At 73.4% G+C, this 16,265-nt stretch carries 15 protein-coding genes; 6 read left to right on the top strand and 9 right to left on the bottom strand.

What is annotated here, in order from left to right; all coding sequences use genetic code 11:
- Window positions 1-101: 101 nt before the first annotated feature.
- On the top strand, window positions 102-482 hold the full coding sequence (locus tag B0I31_RS21645) for a hypothetical protein (protein ID WP_106617202.1): 381 nt from the start codon (window positions 102-104) through the stop codon (window positions 480-482).
- 104 nt (window positions 483-586) lie between these two features.
- Here B0I31_RS21645 and B0I31_RS21650 read toward each other — a convergent pair whose 3' ends face one another.
- From B0I31_RS21650 to B0I31_RS21665, 4 genes are all read right to left on the bottom strand, one after another.
- Window positions 587-1,354 carry an alpha/beta fold hydrolase gene (locus B0I31_RS21650; RefSeq protein ID WP_106617203.1) on the bottom strand — a complete coding sequence of 256 codons (768 nt, stop codon included), beginning with the start codon at window positions 1,352-1,354 and terminating at the stop codon, window positions 587-589.
- Window positions 1,355-1,960: a DUF4232 domain-containing protein gene (locus B0I31_RS21655; RefSeq protein WP_106617204.1), complete on the bottom strand. Its 606-nt coding sequence runs from the start codon at window positions 1,958-1,960 to the stop codon at window positions 1,355-1,357.
- 98 nt (window positions 1,961-2,058) lie between these two features.
- Window positions 2,059-3,120 (bottom strand): gamma-glutamylcyclotransferase, encoded by a 1,062-nt coding sequence (locus B0I31_RS42945; RefSeq protein WP_106617525.1) that lies wholly within the window; start codon window positions 3,118-3,120, stop codon window positions 2,059-2,061.
- Between the two features lie 152 nt (window positions 3,121-3,272).
- Window positions 3,273-3,647: a winged helix-turn-helix transcriptional regulator gene (locus tag B0I31_RS21665; RefSeq protein ID WP_106617205.1), complete on the bottom strand. Its 375-nt coding sequence runs from the start codon at window positions 3,645-3,647 to the stop codon at window positions 3,273-3,275.
- A gap of 97 nt (window positions 3,648-3,744) precedes the next feature.
- On the opposite strand from B0I31_RS21665, the gene B0I31_RS21670 reads away from it, so the two are divergent.
- Window positions 3,745-4,557: an SDR family oxidoreductase gene (locus tag B0I31_RS21670; protein WP_106617206.1), complete on the top strand. Its 813-nt coding sequence runs from the start codon at window positions 3,745-3,747 to the stop codon at window positions 4,555-4,557.
- Here B0I31_RS21670 and B0I31_RS21675 read toward each other — a convergent pair.
- Window positions 4,554-5,540 carry a LysR family transcriptional regulator gene (locus tag B0I31_RS21675; RefSeq protein WP_106617207.1) on the bottom strand — a complete coding sequence of 329 codons (987 nt, stop codon included), beginning with the start codon at window positions 5,538-5,540 and terminating at the stop codon, window positions 4,554-4,556. The genes B0I31_RS21670 and B0I31_RS21675 overlap by 4 nt on opposite strands.
- Before the next feature lie 334 nt (window positions 5,541-5,874).
- On the opposite strand from B0I31_RS21675, the gene B0I31_RS21680 reads away from it, so the two are divergent.
- Complete coding sequence (locus B0I31_RS21680; RefSeq protein WP_106617208.1) at window positions 5,875-6,300, top strand: nitroreductase family deazaflavin-dependent oxidoreductase; 426 nt, start codon at window positions 5,875-5,877, stop codon at window positions 6,298-6,300.
- Here the strand turns inward: B0I31_RS21680 and B0I31_RS21685 are convergent.
- On the bottom strand, window positions 6,297-7,124 hold the full coding sequence (locus B0I31_RS21685; protein WP_106617209.1) for a PhzF family phenazine biosynthesis protein: 828 nt from the start codon (window positions 7,122-7,124) through the stop codon (window positions 6,297-6,299). The genes B0I31_RS21680 and B0I31_RS21685 overlap by 4 nt on opposite strands.
- Before the next feature lie 76 nt (window positions 7,125-7,200).
- Here B0I31_RS21685 and B0I31_RS21690 point away from each other — a divergent pair, with 76 nt between their 5' ends.
- A complete protein-coding gene (locus B0I31_RS21690) occupies window positions 7,201-8,016 on the top strand; it encodes a LysR family transcriptional regulator (RefSeq protein ID WP_106617526.1) in 816 nt (271 codons plus the stop codon).
- A 22-nt stretch (window positions 8,017-8,038) separates the two neighbouring features.
- Here the strand turns inward: B0I31_RS21690 and B0I31_RS21695 are convergent, their stop codons facing one another.
- The 3 genes from B0I31_RS21695 to B0I31_RS21705 form a co-directional block, all read right to left on the bottom strand.
- A complete protein-coding gene (locus B0I31_RS21695) occupies window positions 8,039-9,412 on the bottom strand; it encodes a GTPase domain-containing protein (RefSeq protein ID WP_106617210.1) in 1,374 nt (457 codons plus the stop codon).
- A 36-nt stretch (window positions 9,413-9,448) separates the two neighbouring features.
- On the bottom strand, window positions 9,449-11,260 hold the full coding sequence (locus B0I31_RS21700; RefSeq protein WP_106617211.1) for a dynamin family protein: 1,812 nt from the start codon (window positions 11,258-11,260) through the stop codon (window positions 9,449-9,451).
- A gap of 119 nt (window positions 11,261-11,379) precedes the next feature.
- On the bottom strand, window positions 11,380-12,336 hold the full coding sequence (locus B0I31_RS21705; protein WP_106617212.1) for an IniB N-terminal domain-containing protein: 957 nt from the start codon (window positions 12,334-12,336) through the stop codon (window positions 11,380-11,382).
- Window positions 12,337-12,581: 245 nt separating this feature from the next.
- Between B0I31_RS21705 and B0I31_RS21710 the strand changes: the two genes are divergently transcribed.
- Window positions 12,582-13,865 carry an Hsp70 family protein gene (locus B0I31_RS21710; protein WP_106617213.1) on the top strand — a complete coding sequence of 428 codons (1,284 nt, stop codon included), beginning with the start codon at window positions 12,582-12,584 and terminating at the stop codon, window positions 13,863-13,865.
- Window positions 13,862-16,255: a helix-turn-helix transcriptional regulator gene (locus B0I31_RS21715; protein WP_181320274.1), complete on the top strand. Its 2,394-nt coding sequence runs from the start codon at window positions 13,862-13,864 to the stop codon at window positions 16,253-16,255. The genes B0I31_RS21710 and B0I31_RS21715 overlap by 4 nt, the downstream gene beginning before the upstream one ends.
- Window positions 16,256-16,265 lie beyond the last annotated feature (10 nt).

The following is a 16,265-nucleotide window of genomic DNA, read 5'->3' on the forward strand; positions in this document are numbered from 1 at the left end:
GTCTAATCGTCGTTCACACGATGCGGTCGGCGACGTCCGGCGGCGCGCCGTGCGAGGTAACGATGTGAGCGCATGGCCATCTACGCCAAGGAGGTTCCACCATGCGCAGCATCATCCGACTGGTCGCCGCGAGCGCGCTTTCGGTCCCGCTCGTCATCGGCGCCGCGGGCATCGCGTCGGCCGACGTGGAATTCGACCAGTCCGACGTGGCCGCCAACGCCAACGGCGCCGTGGTCTACGACCAGGCCGCCGGTGCCGACGACTACGGCAACTCGTACTACTACGAGCAGGCCCAGCTCGCCAGCCCGTACGGCGCGGGCTCGTACCTCGTGGTGTCGTGGGTGTACGACGGGCACGCCGGCTACTACGACCACTACTCCTGGTCCGGTCCGGAAGGTGCCTACGCCGGTGACACGAGCGCCACCGCCGACGCGCCCGACTACTCCGACGACTACGACGACGACAGCGACTACGAGGACTGATCCGTGACGGGGTGGGGCGGCGCCGCGTCGGTCGCCCCACCCGTTCGGGTCGCGGCGAACCACCCCCGACGCGTGCCGGCCGCGGGCGACCGCGGCCGGCACTCTCAGGCGAGCCGGAGCACCCGGCGCACGAAGGCGACCACGTCGGCCAGCACCTCGGCCGAGTTGGTCTCGTTGAACACCTCGTGCCGCGCGCCGGGGTAGACGCGCTCCTCGAACAGCAGGCCGCGCAGCCGGTCGGTGCCCGTGCGGGTGTCGGCCAACGGCACCACCTCGTCCGCGTCGCCGTGCAGCCACAGGGTCGGCAGGTGCTCCAACGCGGGCCCGTAGTTCACCTCGTCCAGCGCGCGCTCCAACGCCGCGAGCGTCTCCGCGTGGTACGGCCCGTGCCACACCAACGGGTCCGCCGCGTACGCCTTGCCGACCTCCGGGTCCCGCGACAGCAGCCCGGGGTCCAGGGGCTCACCCGGCCGGTCCAGCCCTTCCCACGTGCCGAGCACGGGCGCCGACAGCACCAGCGCCGCCAGCGGGTGGGACTGCGCGTACCGGGCCGCGACCAACCCGCCCTCCCCGTGCCCGACCAGCACGGTCGGCAGGTCCGACGCCGCCGAGCTCACCGCGGCGCCGACATCGGCCACGAGGCCGTCGAAGTCGGTGACCAGCGCCCGCTCGCCCTCGGACCTCCCGTGCCCGACGAGGTCGGCCGCCACCACCAACGCCCCCGCCGCGACCAGCGCCTCGGCGACGTGCCCGTATCTGCCGCTGTGCTCGCCGTAGCCGTGCACGATGACGGCGAGCCAGTCGGCGTCCAGGTTGGGCCAGGTGCGGACGGCGAGCTCACCGGCGTGGCCGGGGACGTTGGACTCGATCACCTAGGCAGCGTAGAACGCGCTGATCTCGATCTTCCCGCCGGCGCACACCGGACCCAGTCCCCACTTCACGTCCATCGGCTGCGTCTCGTCCGGCGGGATCGCCGCCGCCCGCGCCGCCTCCGCCTGGCAGGGCCGGTCCACCGGCTCCTCACCCGTGGGCACCACCGTCCAGTGCAGGTTGGCCGCCGCCGCCGTGCCGGGCACGAGCATCACCGGCGCCGGGCCGGGGTCGGGCGTCCGCTGGAGGTCCGTGGGCAGCGGGTTGCCCGCCGCGTCCAGCAACTGCAACCCGCTGTAGCCGTTGATCGTGCACGGCGCCGCGCCGTTGTTGGTCACCACGAGCTTGCCGTACCGGTTGCCCGCGCCCGCGTCCCCGGGCTGCACGGATCCGGCCAGGACGGCGGCGGTGCACCGGCCGGACACGGGGGTGGCGGTGGTCCCCTGCCCGGTCGTCAGCGGCGCCGATGACGGGGGAACCGGCGCGGACTCCGAGGACTGCGGGGACGACGGCCGGACCGACAGCGTCGACAGGTCGGCCGCCTGCTGAGGGCTTCCGCACGCGGCAAGCGCGACCGCGAGGGCGCCGAACGCCACGAGTCGCCTCATGTCCACCTCCTGGCTCGGAAACGGGTCCTTGTCAGGAGGACGTACCCCACCGCCGAACGGTTGGGTGGATAGGCGAGGAATTCACCGGATCGGGCGCATCATTGACGCCTGGCAACCCACCCGCCGGACAGCACCGGCATCCCGCTCACCGGCGCGGTCCACACGTACGTCCAGCACACCCGCCCATCGGGCAGCGTCACGCGCACCCGCCGGTACTCGTCACCCTCGTACTCGTCCAGCACCGGCAGCGCGTCCTCGGGCCGGTCGAGCCACAGCACGTGCCCCGGCACGCCGGGCCCGTCCCCGGGCCGCAACGCCGGGTACCCGCGCCCGGTGTCGTGCAGCGTCCCCGGCAGCGACGCGGGCACCGGGTCGCCGTTCACGAACGGTTCCACGAGGTGCCACGCCGCCATCCCCGGCTGGAGCGTCCCGTACACGAAAAGCCGGTCCGGCCAGTCGTTCGGCGACGGTTCGCCGTGCACCGGCGTCACGTCCAGCCCGTCCCCGTCCGCCGGCCGTCCCCCGAGCCGGCGCGCCTGCCGCTGGTCGACCTCGGCGCACCGCACCGGCCGCCCGTTGACCAGCAGCGGCATCCGCCGCGTCCCCGCACCGGTGTAGGCGAGCACCGAATCGACCACGCCACCGTTGAACAACGTCACCCGACCGGTGTGCACCCGGACCAGCCGGTACCGCAGCCCGCGGCCCTCGCACCGGTCGAGCACCCGCAACTGCTCCGCGGTGGCGAACCACACCGCGTGCTCCTCCTCGACGCCCGGGGCGGCGGCGAGCGTCGCCGGCCGCTGCCCGTCCGTCTTGCGCAGTCCCGCGGCCCACACCGCGGCCAACCCGTCGCACCGGGCCCGGAGCACGACCGCGGGCCCGGTCAACCCGAGCTCGTCGCGCAGCCACGTCACCTTGGCGGGGTTGGCGTTGGAGCCGTACGCCAGCACCGGCATCCGGCCCGCGAGCGGCGGTTCGCCGTGCTCCGCGAGCCAGTCGTCCAGGTCCTTCCCGTCGGGGGCGACCCGCCATCCGGAATCGGCACCGGGGTCGGGCGTCACGGGCCAGCCGGCGCCGTCCAGGTGCACGAAGCAGTGTCCCGGCCGAGCTCCCGGATAGGGCTCGGCCGGGTGACTATCGTCCGTGAAGGGCTGCGTCATGGCACCCATTCTGGCAAACCTCACCCCGAATTCACCGGCTGTTGGTTTCCAACAGTCGGGAAAGCTCCGACGTATCCAGCCATGAGACCGCCATCTCTGCCGGAGACCTGGCGAGCCGGACCGGTACAGATCGGAGGTGTGGACGTGATCTGTCACACGTTCCCGGTCTGCCGCGTGTCGTACTCCTCCTGCGCCGCCAGGAAGTTCGGCAGGTTCTCCTCGATCCACCCGAACAGCTCGCTGATCTGCTTCGCCGCATGGGTGCCCAACGTGGTCAAGGAGTAGTCCACCCTCGGCGGGATCACGGGGTGGACCTCCCGGCGCACCAGTCCGTCGCGCTCCAACGCCTGCAACGTCTGCGCGAGCATCTTCTCGCTGATCCCGGTCACCTCCCGGCGCAGCTCGCCGAACCGCTTCGTGCCGTCCAGGAGCTTGGCCAGCGCCAGGCTGCCCCACCGCCCGGTGGCGTGGTTCGCGATCACCCGCGTCGGGCAGTTGTGGTCGTACACGTCACCCCGGAGCTCCATGGCACGCACGCTACCTGCACGCTTTCCACAACGTAAGTACCGCACACGAAGGTAGGTACTTACGAATAGTTAGCACTTCGACCTAGCGTTGGCCCCCATGACGACCTTGATCACCGGCGCGACCGGCCACCTCGGCTCCTTGATCCTCGAGCACACCCTCGCCCGCCTCCCGGCCGACCGGCTCGCCGTCTCCGTCCGCGACCCGCGGAAGGCCGAAGGGCTCGGCGTCGAGGTCCGGCCGGGGGACTTCGACGGTCCTCTCGCCGACACGTTCGCCGGCGTCGAGACGCTGCTGGTGGTGTCGGTGGACGGGCCGGACGAGATCCGCGTCCAACGGCACCTCAACGCCGTTCGCGCCGCCGTCGACGCGGGCGTGCGGCACATCGTCTACACGTCCGTCACCGACGCGGACACCTCGCCGCTGGCGCTGGCCGAGGTGCACAAGGCGACCGAAGAGGCGATCCGCGCCACCGGCATCCCGTTCACCTTCCTGCGCAACGGGATGTACCACGAGAACTACCTCCCGCACGCGCCCGGACCGATCGTCAGCGCCACGGGTGACGGCCGCGTCGCCAGCGCGTCCCGGGGCGACCTGGCGCTGGCCGCCGCCGTCGTGCTCAGCACCCCCGGCCACGAGAACGCGGTGTACGAGCTGACCGGCCCGCGGGCCTGGAGCTTCGACGAGCTGGCCGCGCTGGCCGGCACGACCCACGAGAAGGTGACCGCGGCCGACCGCGTCGCCGCGCTGAAGGGTTACGGCCTGCCGGACTTCATCGCCGCACTGCTGGCCGACATCGAGGTCAACATCGGCCGAGGCGTGCTGGCGGAGGTCCGGCCCGACCTGGAGAAGCTGATCGGCCGCGCCCCGACCACCATCGAGGACGCGGTCCGGGGCCTGGACGCCGGCTAACCGCCCGCGAGCAACGCCGCGTCGATCTCCCGGTGCGCTTCGGGGTGCTCCTCCCACCACTTGGCGTACACCGGGTTGCGGGGCAGCACCGAGCAGTACGCCCGCGCCGCCGCGGCGAACACCTCGTGCGCCCGCCCGGCCGCGGGCCCCTCCCGCCGGGTCGCCAACATCAGGTCGACCATCAGCGGCGCACCGCGCAGCGGCCGGATCACGATCCCGTCCCCGCTGCGGGACTGGGGCAGCGCGAACGACACCGCACCGCCCGCCACCAGGCCGCGGGCGGTGCTGGCCTCGTTCACGTGGTGGGTGAAGCGGGGCGTGAACCCGACCGCCGCGCACGCGGTCAGCATCTGCAGCCGGTTGCCGACGAACTCGTCCGGCGGCGCGACCCAGTCCCGGTCGGCCAGCTGCGCGAGGTCGACGTCCTCCTGCGCCACCAGCGGGTCGGTCTCCGGCAGCGCCACGAACTGCGGCTCGCTGACCAGCCTGCGCAGCTCCAGCCCGCGCAGCTCACGCCGTTCCAGCCCTTCGAACCGGTCCAGCACGCCCAGCTGCACCTGGCCGGACACCAGCAGCTCCAGCAGGTCCGACGCGCCGGGCATGATCTCGGTGCGGACCTCCGAACACGGGATCACCCGCCGCAGCTCCTCCACGAAGTGCCCGAAGAACAGCGTCGGCACGCCGCCGACCAGCAACGGCCCGGCCCGGCCCGCACTGGTCCTGGCCCGGGCCAGCGAGACCAGCTGGTCGACCTCGTCGAGCACCAGCCTGGCCGTGCCGACGACCTGTTTGCCCAGGTCGGTCGGCAGGGAACCGCCCGGGGTCCGGTCGAACAGCCGGCCGCCCACGATCCGCTCGACGGTCCGCAGCTGGGCGCTCATCGCGGGTTGGGTGAGCCCCAGGCGCGAGGCGGCCTTGGTGAGGCTGCCTTCTTCGGCTATCGCGCAGACCGCGCGGAGGTGGCGTAGCTCAAGCTCGGGCATAACGCTCTTCTATCCCCCTTTCGTATGAGCCGCCAGCCTTTCGCCCCGCCATAGTTGGCGGAGTCCCCACTCGAAGGAGAGCCAAGATGATGCGCCACGCGAGCCAGATCTACTAGACGCGGGCTTCGGCCGTCCCCGCCCCGTGCCACGCCCCAAGACGTGGTCGAGCGACCCGGCACACCGCTTACGCGGGCGGAAGTGCCGCGGGACGCCGGGGAGCGGGTGACGGGCCAAGGGGGTGCGAGGCGGACGTCCCCACCCCGTTCGGGGCCGCCGGTCGGCATTGCGGAGTGTGCGACCGGCGGCCCCGCCGCGTTCTGGGTAGCGTCGGGGCATGTCGGTTCAGGACAGCCCCGTCGCCTGGGTGAACGAGCACATCGGCAAGTACGTCGCGTCCGGCGGCGAAGAGGGGCACGAGTGGCAGCCGGGGGTCTTCACGCTCCTGCTGACCACGATCGGGCGGAAGTCCGGGCAGCCCCGCCGCACGGCGTTGATCTACCAGCCCTACGGTGACGCGTACGTCGTCGTGGCGTCGTACGGCGGCGCCCCGGAGCACCCCGCCTGGTACCGCAACCTCGCCGCGCGCAACGAGGCCGAGGTGCAGGTGAAGTCGGACGTGTTCCCGGCCAGGGCCCGCACCGCGACCGGCGAGGAACGCGCCGGGCTGTGGCAGCTGATGACCGAGGTGTGGCCGGCCTACGACGACTACGCCGAGAAGACCGACCGCGAGATCCCCGTCGTGGTGCTGGAACGCGTCTAGACGGGCTCGGTGATCGGCACCGCGGCACCGGTCACGGTGACCCGCGGGTCGTCGGGCGAGACCGCGATCTCCAGCAGGCTGGGCCGACCCATGTCCACCCCCTGGTGGATGGTGATCGACCTGGCCCGCCCGACCTCACCGATGGCCCGCAGGTAGCCGCCGAACGCCGCCGCGGCCGACCCGGTCGCCGGGTCCTCGACCACACCGCCCACCGGGAACGGGTCACGCGCGTCGAACACGTCCTCGGCCCGCTGGTGCACCAGCTGCGCGGTGACGGCGTCGTTGGCCCGCAGCAGGTCGCCCAACGCGTCGAAGTCGTAGTCCAGCGCGGCCAGCCGCTCGCGCGTGCGCACCGCCAGCACGAGGTGCCGCGACCCGCCGAACGCCCAGTGCGCGGGGTAGCGCGGGTCGAGGTCCTCGGCCGACCACCGCAGCGCGCGCAACGCCTCCGCCACGTCCCGCTCCGACGCGGGTGTGGACGACGTCGGCACGCTGGTCAGGCTCGCCTTGCCGGGCGTCGTGGCGATCTCCACCAGGCCCGCCGGCGTGTGGAACCGCAGCGTGCCCGTCCGCCCTGAGGCGACCGCGGACGCCACCGTCGCGTGACCGCAGAACGGCACCTCCACCAGCGGGCTGAAGTACCGCACGTCGAACTCGCCGTCGAGCTCGCGCGGGAACAGGAACGCGGTCTCGGAGTAGCCGACCTCGGCCGCGATCTCCAGCATCGCCGCGGCGTCCAAGCCGGTAGCGTCGAGTACGACACCCGCGGGGTTGCCGCCGGCGGGGTCGGTGGTGAAAGCGCTGTAGCGGAGCACGTCGTCCATGCCGACAGCTTCTCCCACGACCGTTCATCGAGTCCAACGATTCCCTGCGATGTGACCTATCGGTATTGTCGATGTGGTGGACACCCGCCTCCTGCGCACCCTCCTGGTGCTCGCGCGCACGGGCAGCTTCACCGCGACCGCGGCCGAGCTGCACCTCGTGCAATCCACGGTGACCAGCCAGGTCAAAGCCCTGGAACGGCACCTCGGCGCCCGCCTGTTCGACCGGCTGCCCAGCGGCGCCCGGCTGACCGAGGCGGGCAGGCAGGCCGTCGAGCACGCCCGCGAGGTGCTGACCTCCGAGCAACGCCTGCGTGACGCCGTGCGCGGCAGCACGGCGGTGGAAGGCGACGTCCGGATAGCCGCGCCCGAATCGGTGTGCGCCTACCGGTTGCCGCAGCGGATCGCGGACGTGGCCCTGCGGTGGCCTGGCATCTCCGTGCACCTCTCACCGGCGGGCACCCGCCAAGCCCTGGCGGGCGTCCGCAACGGCACGCTGGACCTCGCGCTGGTGCTGGAGGACTCGCTGGTCGCGGCGGGCCTGAAGGTGACCGCCATCGGCGTGGAGCCGATCGAGCTGGTGTCCGCGCCCGGCGTGGTGGTGGACGAGCGGTACTTCCTGCTGGAGGAGGGCTGCTCCTACAGCGACCGGTTCGTGCGGGAGCTGTCCGCGACGCCCAGCATCACCCGGTTCGGCAGCATCGAGGCCGTGCGGTCGTGCGTGGTGGCGGGCCTGGGCTGGACCGTGCTGCCGCGCGTCGCGGTCGCCGAGCAGCTGGACGCGGGCACGCTGCAACGCGTGCGCGAACTGCCCGACAGCACGCTGTTCCTGGTCACCGACCCGCGCCGGACCCCGACCGCGGCCGTCCGCGCCGTCGCCGCGGCGCTGAACTGACCGCCTGGTGCCGGTCGTGGCACTAGCCGACCACCTCGGCCAGCATCCCCTCGCAACTGCGCACGACCACCGCCGCCGCCCGCCGCTGCCCGTGGTCCAGCGCCGGGTCGACGGCGTGCTCGCGCCACCGTCCCAGCGTCTCCAGCACGGCGTGCCGCAACTCGCCCTCGGTCGGCTCGTAGTCCATCCCCAGCCGCACCACCGGGTTCGTGCCCAGCCCGCCGACCAGCCGGGACGCCTCGGCGTCCAGGTCGCCGGGCAGCCGCGTGCGCCCGCCCTGCAACGCCGCCAGCAGCCGCAGCTCCCGGAAGTCGTGCGCGGAAGCCAGGATCCGCTCCAGCGCCGCGGCCAGCCCCACCGACCCGGGCCGCGGCTCGGCGCGCAGCACCACGTCCAGCCCCAGCAGCGCGGCCCGCGCCTTGAGCACTTCCTTGCGCTCGGTGAAGTACACGCCGATCGAGTCGCGCAGCTCGCCCAACCCGCTGCGCTGCACCAGCTGCCCGGTCAGCTTCACCTGCGTGTCGAAGCCCTGCCGGATCAACGTCGTGGTCAGCCGCACGCCGAAGATGCCGAACCGCTCGACCAGCCCGCGCCGCACCGCCGGGTCGAGCCGCACCGGGAAGTCCTCGCCCACGAACCGGTCCGCCGACAGCAGGTGGTCCTCCAGTTCCGCCCGCGCCAACGACGCCAGCGCGGCCAGCGCCGCGAACTCCTCCGCCCGCAGGGTCCGCGCGGCCACCGCGAGCAGCCCGGCCACCGCGACCACGTTCTGGCACAACGGGGTCACCGTCGCCTCGCGCCGGTAGCGGCGGGCGATCTGCTTGGCCGAGGACAGCGCGTCGATCCGGCCGCCGCCGATCTCGTCGGCCCGCGACAGCACCAGCACCGTGTTCACCGGTGCGATCCGCGCCACCGGGTGGTCGTGCGCGGTCTGCAGGAACCGCACGTCCGTGGTGTGCAGGTGCCTGGTCAGGTACAGCACCGCGTCGGCCTCGCCGTACACCTGCTCCACCGGCGCACCCGCCGGCGTGTCGATCACGACGAGGTCCCGCAACGACCGCGACGGCCACTCCACGGTCACCCGCTCGGCGTCCGGCGCGTCCACGAACGCCTTGCCGTCACGGCGCAGCACCGGCACCTCGTACTGGCCGGCGTAGGCCTTGGGCCGCGGCCCGTCCTGGTACCACGTGGTGGCGCCGGTCGGCACGAACTCCTCGCCGATCAGCGCACTGACCACAGTGGACTTGCCCGACCGGGGCGCACCTGCGACGGCCACCCGCACCGGCTCGCCGAACCTGGCCTGGTGCCCGCGCAGCCACGCCACCGCGCGCGGGCTGTCCCGGTAGACCGCCAGGGCGTCCTCGAGCAGCGCCCAGACCTCGTCCTCCACCGTCACGCCGAAATCCCCACCGTCACGCCGTGATCCCCACCGTCACGCGCTGATCCCCAACGGCGGCGCCTGGCCTCCCGCGAGCGCCTGCACGCGCTGGTAGAGGCCCACGAGTTCGTCCAGCTCCCGCTTGGCGTCCCGGTTGCGGCGCTCCCGCTCGGAGTTGTCGTCCTGCACCGCGCGCCGGGCGCTGCGCGCCGATTCGAGCAGCGTCTCCTGCAGCTCCTCGGCCAGCGTGGCGAAGTGGTTGCGCAGGCTGCGCTGGATGTGCCTGGCCGCGTCGCGGCAGTCCTTGCCGAACTTGAGGAAGAAGTCGTCCACGTGCCGTGCCGCGGCGGCCTTGGCGGCGGCCTGCCTGCGACGCAGCCGCTGGTCGCTCTCGTCGATGATCGACTTGCCGCCGAACAGCGCGCCCGCGCCCAACGAGATCGCGTTGATCAGCGGCATCCCGGCCAGGCTGGTCGCCAGGCCGAACATCAGCACACCGCCGTAGGAGCCCTTCAGGCCGGTGAACGCCTTCTGCATCAGGCTGAACTTCTCGATCAGCGGCTTGTCCATCGGCGCCACCCGGTCCAGCACGTCGTCCGGGAAGATCGACTCGGGCAGCAGGTCGTCGCGGGCCACCGGGAAGCTCTTGGCGACCTTCTCGGCCACCCACTCGGAGCGGTCGAGCAGCCAGGCGAAGTTCGTCGTGGCGGCCTCGGTGAGGTTGTCCTCCAGCCACGCCTCGAACTTGTCCCAGCCCAGCGCCGGGTCGGCGGTCTCGAACGTCTTGTCCACCTCGCGCAGGATCTTGCGGGTGCGGTCGCGCAGGTCGTACTCGATGTCGGAGACCAGGTCGGCCATCTCGTCGGCCAGCACGGTCTGCCAGCGCGCGGACCGGCGGCGCAGCTCGTCGATGCGGCGCTGCGCCTCGTTCAGCGCGGCGATGGTCTTCTCCGGGCCCTGCGCGGCACGGGCGGACAGCTCCTCGCGCACCGGCGCGACGAGCTGCTTGATCGCCGACGCGGCGGTGACCGCGACCGTGCGGCGGGCCAGCTGGTCGGCGGCGGCCACGATGTCCTGCTGCACGCAGGTCAGCAGCTCGGGGAAGCCGGACTCGGCGTTGAGGGCCTTGTCACCGGTCTTGGCCGCGCGCAGGCGCAGCGCGGCGGACACCGGGATGAGCTTCGCGGCCACGCCCGCGCGGGCCAGGTGGGCCCGGTTGCGCTCGACCACCCGCCGCCACTGCGCCGCGATGTCGATCTTGGTGAGCACCAGGATCACGTTGGGGCACGAGGTCATGACCTGCTTGAGCAGCTCCAGCTCGGACCGGGTCAGCTCGGCCGTGGCGTCGGAGACCATGAGCACCGCGTCGGCCTGGAGCAGCGCGGCGAACGTGCTCGCGGTGTGCGCGGGCCGCAGGTCGCCGACACCGGGGGTGTCGATCAGCACCAGGCCCGAGTCCAGCAGGGCGCGGGGGATGCCGACCTCGGCGCGCACGAGGTCGCCGCCGTGGTGGTGGTTCGCGCTCACCTGGCTGGCCAGTTGGTCGATGGGCACCGGGATGCGCTCGGTGGGGGTGTTCGCGATGGACGGGCCGCGCACGAGTGCCGCGGACGGGGTCTCCGCGTGCTGCACGAACGTGGGGACGGTGGTCGTGACGTCGTCACCCACCGCGCACACCGGGGCGTTCACCATCGCGTTCACGAGCTGGCTCTTGCCCTGCTTCGGTTCGCCGATCACGAGCACGCGGAGCTTGGGGTCCAGCTGGCGGGCGCGCTTGTCGCGCAACCGTTGGGCCAGGTCGGGCCGGTTGTGCGCAGCGCAAGCCCGGATCGTGTCGTCGAGCACGTCGAGCCAGGGCGCGGACATCACCCGGCAGAGTGTGCCGGTAAAACCCGTCCGGGTGAAAGTCCGGACACGCTCCGGGCACAGAGCGAGGGCCGGTTCCGTCCCCGAGACAGAACCGGCCCTCTGGTAGTGGATCAGTCTCAGAAGAGCAGGTTGTCGACGTCGAGCGAGTCGACGACCGGCAGGTCGAGGCCGTCGACCGTGTCGGTGACGTTGCTCACCACGCCGCCCACGCCGGCGGTGCCCGCGACGTCCTCGACGGTCCCGGTCACGCCGGACAGGGGGTCGGCGCCGTGGGAGTCGAAGCCCGCCTTGCCCTGCGCGGAGCCGGACACGCCGAGCGAGTCGCCCAGGCCGGCCACGTCGCCCAGGTCCGCGACGTCGCCGAGCCCGGCCACGTTGCCCAGGTCGCCGACGGGCAGGGAGCTGGTGAGGCCACCGGTCACGTTGCCGACCACGCCGCTCAGCGAGTCGAGCGCGCCGAACGCGGTGCTGGTCAGGCCGTCCGCGCCCGGCAGCGAGCCGGTGACCCCACCCGCGGTGGCGACGGCACCGTCCAGCGTGCCGGTCGCCGTGTCGGTCAGGTCCGAGACCTGGCCGGTTGCGGTGTGCGACGTGCCGTCCAGGGTGTCGGTCACGTCACCCACCGCGGAGAAGTCGCCCTCGACCTTCAGCTTGACCGAGGCGGCACCGTCGAACAGGTCCCAGCTCGACACGCCGCCGAACACCGACAGGCCGTCGGCGTCCGCGCTGAGCGTGCCCGCCACGGCGGCCTTGACGTCCCCGGCGCCGGTGGCACCCGACACCGTGAGCTGGTCCGCGACGGCCTTGAGGCGGAAGATCGCACCGGCCTGGCCTGCGTCGACCAGGTCGAGCGGCAGGTCCTCGAGCAGCGAGCCGTCGAGAGCGGGCAGGCTCCCGGTCGGCACGTAGTCGAGCACCAGCGGGATGACTTCCTGCACGTCCAGGGCGCTGATGTCGCTCAGGCCCGCCCTCGCCAGGGTGCCCTCGGCGTCGGCCTGGAAGTCGGCCAGCGCGGTCGGGTCGCTGAGCAGGTCGAGAACGAAGTCGTGCAGCGTGTTGGGGCTGGAGCCCATGATGGATATCTCCTGGTCAAGTAGGACGCGGGGAGCCGGCCCGGCAGGGGTGGGGGTCCGGCCTGTGATCAAGCTAAGGGCGGGGGGATCACCGGCCATCGGGGATTACTCCCAGTAGATACCGCAACCACTATGGGGTGGTTGTCGTTCACTCCCTAGGGGATTAGGGGATGCGCTTGTGACCGTCTCGTAACCCGTGTAGGTACTGCCGGTAGTTCGTTCAGGTGAGTGAGGGAGGCTCCGAGTTGCCGTACGTCCTCGGGGTCGACGTGGGCACCACGCGCACCGCCGCGGCCGTGTGCAGGCTGGGCGGCGCGGGGCGCGGCGAACCGGAGCTGGTCGGCCTCGGCGGACCGGGTGGCGGTGTCGCGTCGACGTTGCAGCTCACCGCGGACGGCGCGTTCCTCGTCGGCGAGCCGGGCGACCCGCGGTGGACGGCCACCGGCTTCGGCCGCCGGGTCGGCGACGTCGTGCCGATCGTGCTCGGGCCCGACGCGGGCGGTGCCGAGCACTGCCCGCCGGAGGAGCTGACCGCGCTGCTGGTCAGGTGGGTCGCCGACCAGGTCGCGGCCCGCGAGGGCGAACCGCCCGCGCACGTCGTGCTCGCGCACCCCCCTGGCTGGGGCGCCCACGCCAAGGGCCTGGTGCACCGGGCGCTGCGGTCGGTCGGCGTGGAGGCGTCGCTGGTGCCCGAACCCGTCGCGGCGGCGGAGAACCACGCGTTCAGCCGGTCGTTCGCCGGGTCGCTCGGCGTGTTCAGCCTGGGCAGCCACGCGTTCGGCGCGTCCGTGGTCGGCCGGGGGTTCGAGCTGGTCAACACCGTCGAAGGGGTCGACCAGGCGGCCGGCGTCGACTTCGACGACGCGGTGTTCGGGCACGTGCGCACCTCGCTCGGGCGGGCGCTGGCCGAGCTGGACGCCGACGACCCGCGCACCCGCGGCCTGTTCGGGCGGCTGCGCCGCGACTGCGAGGCGGCCAAGCGGGTGCTGTCCGGCGCGGTGGAGACGTCGATCCCGGTGCACCTGCCGTCCGGGCCGGTGGACGTGCCGATCACCCGCGCCCAGTTCGAGGACCTGATCCGGCCGGACGTGGAGCAGGCCGTCTCCGTGTTCGAACGGGTCGTGGCCGGTGCGGGCACCGGCGGCGTCGAGATGACCGTGCTGGTCGGGGGCAGCACCCGCATCCCGCTGGTCGCGGCGTCCGTGCCCGGCCGGGTGGTGCTGGAGGCCGCGCCCGAGACCTCGGTGGTGAAGGGCGCCGCGCTGGCCGCCCGGCGGCTGGTGATCGGGCCCGACGCCGAACCGGAGCCGATCGAGACGTCGGTCATGGTGCGCGACGACGACCCGCTGCTCAGGTTCCCGGTGGGCGGCATGGAGGTGCCGGACGCGGAGTTCACCGCGCCACCACCCCGGCCGCCCGTCGACATCACACCCCTCGACCTGCCCGAACGGCGCACGGTGAAGCGCGTCGTGCGCGGGCTCGTGCCGACCGGTGGGCGTCGTGCCCGTGACAGCGAGGATGGCCGTTGAGCCCGAGCACAACCGCGCGACCCGTGTTGTCCCAGCAGGTCACGCAGGTCCTGGACGCCGTCGCGGCGGGTGCCGTGGTCCGGCTCGGCGTGGTCGCGCCCGGTGGTTACGGCAAGACGACCGTGCTGCGGGAGATCAGCCGGGCGTTCGAGGACGCCGGCGCGTCCGCCTCGGTGGTGGACGACGCGCACCTGCTGCCGGACGCCGAGCTGCTCGCGCTGCGCTCCCTCGTCGAACGGGGTGACCAGAACGTCGTGGTGGCCTACCGCCCGTGGCCGCGGTCGCGGGCGCTGGCGGCGCTGGCCGAGTCGCTGGGGCGGGCGCGGCCGGCGCTGATGCCGGAGCCGTTCAGCCGGGAGCAGGTGCGGGCCGTGCTGCCCGCCGCCGCCCGGGGGCTGGTGGACTTCGTGCACCAGCAGACCGGTGGCGTGCCGCGGTTCGTGCAACGGCTGGCCGGGGTGAGCGCGCCCGAGGTGCCGCCCGAGGTGGTGGCGTCGTTCCGGGCGGACCTGGACTGGCTGGACGCCGACGTGCAGAAGTACCTGCTGGCCGCCGAGGCGGGCGCGGCGCTGCGGCTCGACCTGCTCGGCGGGCTGCTCGGCGTCGACGCCGACGCGGTGGGCGACGTGATCGAGGCGGGACGGGCCACCGGCCTGGTCGCGGCGGACGGCACGCTGGTGCCCGTCGCCCGGCTGGCCGTGGCGGCGCTGAGCCGGACCGACCGGCGGATCGCGGTGCGGCAGCGGCTGGCCGAGCTCCAGCTGCGGTCCGGCGGTCCGGTGCTCGACCTGGTGCGGCCGCTGATCGCGGTCGGCGGCGCGGACCACCAGACCGGGGTCGCCGGGCCGGGGCTGGCGCGGGCGTTCCGGGCCGCGGCCGACGAGGCGCTGGCCACCGACCCCGCGCTGGCCGCGCGGCTGCTGGCCGCCATCGGCACGGCGGGCCCCGACGTGGCCGTGCGGCGGGCCGTCGCCTCGGCCATGGCCGGTGACCTCGACGCCGCGCTGCGGCTCGCCGACCAGGTGATCTCCGGCGGTGACGTCGAGCACCGGGGCGCGGCGGCGGAGGTGGCCGCGATCGCGTTGGCGCACCGGGGGCAGCTGGCCCGCGGCACCGAGCTGCACCGGTGGTCGCCGAGCTCGACGTCGTCGGCGTTCGCGGTGATCGGCCAGGTCGGCACCGGGAAGCTGCCGACCGCGCCGCTGCCCGTCGCACCGCCGACCATGCTCGACGGCGGCGCATCACTGATGGCGCAGGGCGTGGTGGAGTCGGTGACGTCGTCCGCGACCACGGCACTGTCCACTCTGGTGCGTGCGGCGGGGTTGCTCGAACCGGCCGGGCGCGGCGTGCTGCTGCCGGACACGCCCGCCGCGCTGGCCGCGCTGGTGGCGTTGCACAGCGGTGAGCCGGGGGTGGCCGAATCGGTGCTGGACCGGGCGATGGCCACGTCGTCGGGCGGCGCGCTGATGGCGGTGCGGCACCGGCTGCTGCGGGCGTGGATCGCGATGCAGCGCGGCAACCTCGCGCAGGCCCGGGAAGCGCTGGTGGCGCTGCGGAAGGCCGGCCGCCCGCTGGAGCCGCGGGACTGGCTGTTCGCGGTGGCGCTGGAGATCGGCGTGGCGCGGCGCAACAGCGACCTGGCGACGTTGAAGCGGACGTGGGAGCAGGCGTGCGAGGCGGTGCTGCGGCACCCGGTGGACCTGTTCACGTTCCTGCCGCTGGGCGAGTTCGCCACCGCCGCCGCGCGGCTGCGCGACCAGCACCGGCTGGCACCGCACCTCACCGCGGCGCGGAACCTGTTGCGGGACCTGGGTGATCCGTGCCTGTGGGCCGTGCCGCTGCACTGGAGCGCGCTGCACGCGGCGATCATCGCCGAGGAGACGTCCGTCGCCGAGGAGCACGCGGCTTCGCTGGCCGCGTGCCGCGACCGGAGCCGGTACGCGGGGGTCGTGTCGGCGGCGGCGGAGAGCTGGCTCGACGTGGTGGCGGGCAAGGTGGACGCCGACCAGGTCGAGGAGTCCGCGCGCGGCCTGCAGGCAGTCGGCCAGTGGTGGGACGCGGCCAGGCTCGCCGGCCAGGCCGCCATCCGCACGTCCGACCGCCAGGCGATGGTGCGGCTGCTGGACTGCGCGCGCCTGCTCCAGGGCCGCACCGCCGCGACCACGCGCAAGCAGCCCGAGCCGGTGGTGGAGGCCGACGCGGGCAAGCTCAGCGACCGCGAGCGCGAGGTGGCCGAGCTGGTCGTCGGCGGGCTGACCTACAAGCAGGTGGGTGACCGCCTGTTCATCTCGGCGAAGACGGTCGAGCACCACATGGCCCGCATCCGGCAACGGCTGGGCTGCACCAGCCGGGCGGAACTGCTCGACCAGCTCCGCCAGATCGTCGGCTGACGCCGGGTGC

This window comes from Saccharothrix carnea (assembly GCF_003014735.1).
Taxonomy (GTDB): domain Bacteria; phylum Actinomycetota; class Actinomycetes; order Mycobacteriales; family Pseudonocardiaceae; genus Actinosynnema; species Actinosynnema carneum.

Excerpts from the sequence above, each read along its gene's own strand:
- B0I31_RS21645 (WP_106617202.1), top strand. The coding sequence starts at position 102 with ATGCGCAGCATCATCCGACTGGTCGCCGCGAGCGCGCTTTCGGTCCCG.
- B0I31_RS21655 (WP_106617204.1), bottom strand. The coding sequence starts at position 1,960 with ATGAGGCGACTCGTGGCGTTCGGCGCCCTCGCGGTCGCGCTTGCCGCG.
- B0I31_RS42945 (WP_106617525.1), bottom strand. The coding sequence starts at position 3,120 with ATGACGCAGCCCTTCACGGACGATAGTCACCCGGCCGAGCCCTATCCG.
- B0I31_RS21665 (WP_106617205.1), bottom strand. The coding sequence starts at position 3,647 with ATGGAGCTCCGGGGTGACGTGTACGACCACAACTGCCCGACGCGGGTG.
- B0I31_RS21670 (WP_106617206.1), top strand. The coding sequence starts at position 3,745 with ATGACGACCTTGATCACCGGCGCGACCGGCCACCTCGGCTCCTTGATC.
- B0I31_RS21675 (WP_106617207.1), bottom strand. The coding sequence starts at position 5,540 with ATGCCCGAGCTTGAGCTACGCCACCTCCGCGCGGTCTGCGCGATAGCC.
- B0I31_RS21680 (WP_106617208.1), top strand. The coding sequence starts at position 5,875 with ATGTCGGTTCAGGACAGCCCCGTCGCCTGGGTGAACGAGCACATCGGC.
- B0I31_RS21685 (WP_106617209.1), bottom strand. The coding sequence starts at position 7,124 with ATGGACGACGTGCTCCGCTACAGCGCTTTCACCACCGACCCCGCCGGC.
- B0I31_RS21700 (WP_106617211.1), bottom strand. The coding sequence starts at position 11,260 with ATGTCCGCGCCCTGGCTCGACGTGCTCGACGACACGATCCGGGCTTGC.
- B0I31_RS21705 (WP_106617212.1), bottom strand. The coding sequence starts at position 12,336 with ATGGGCTCCAGCCCCAACACGCTGCACGACTTCGTTCTCGACCTGCTC.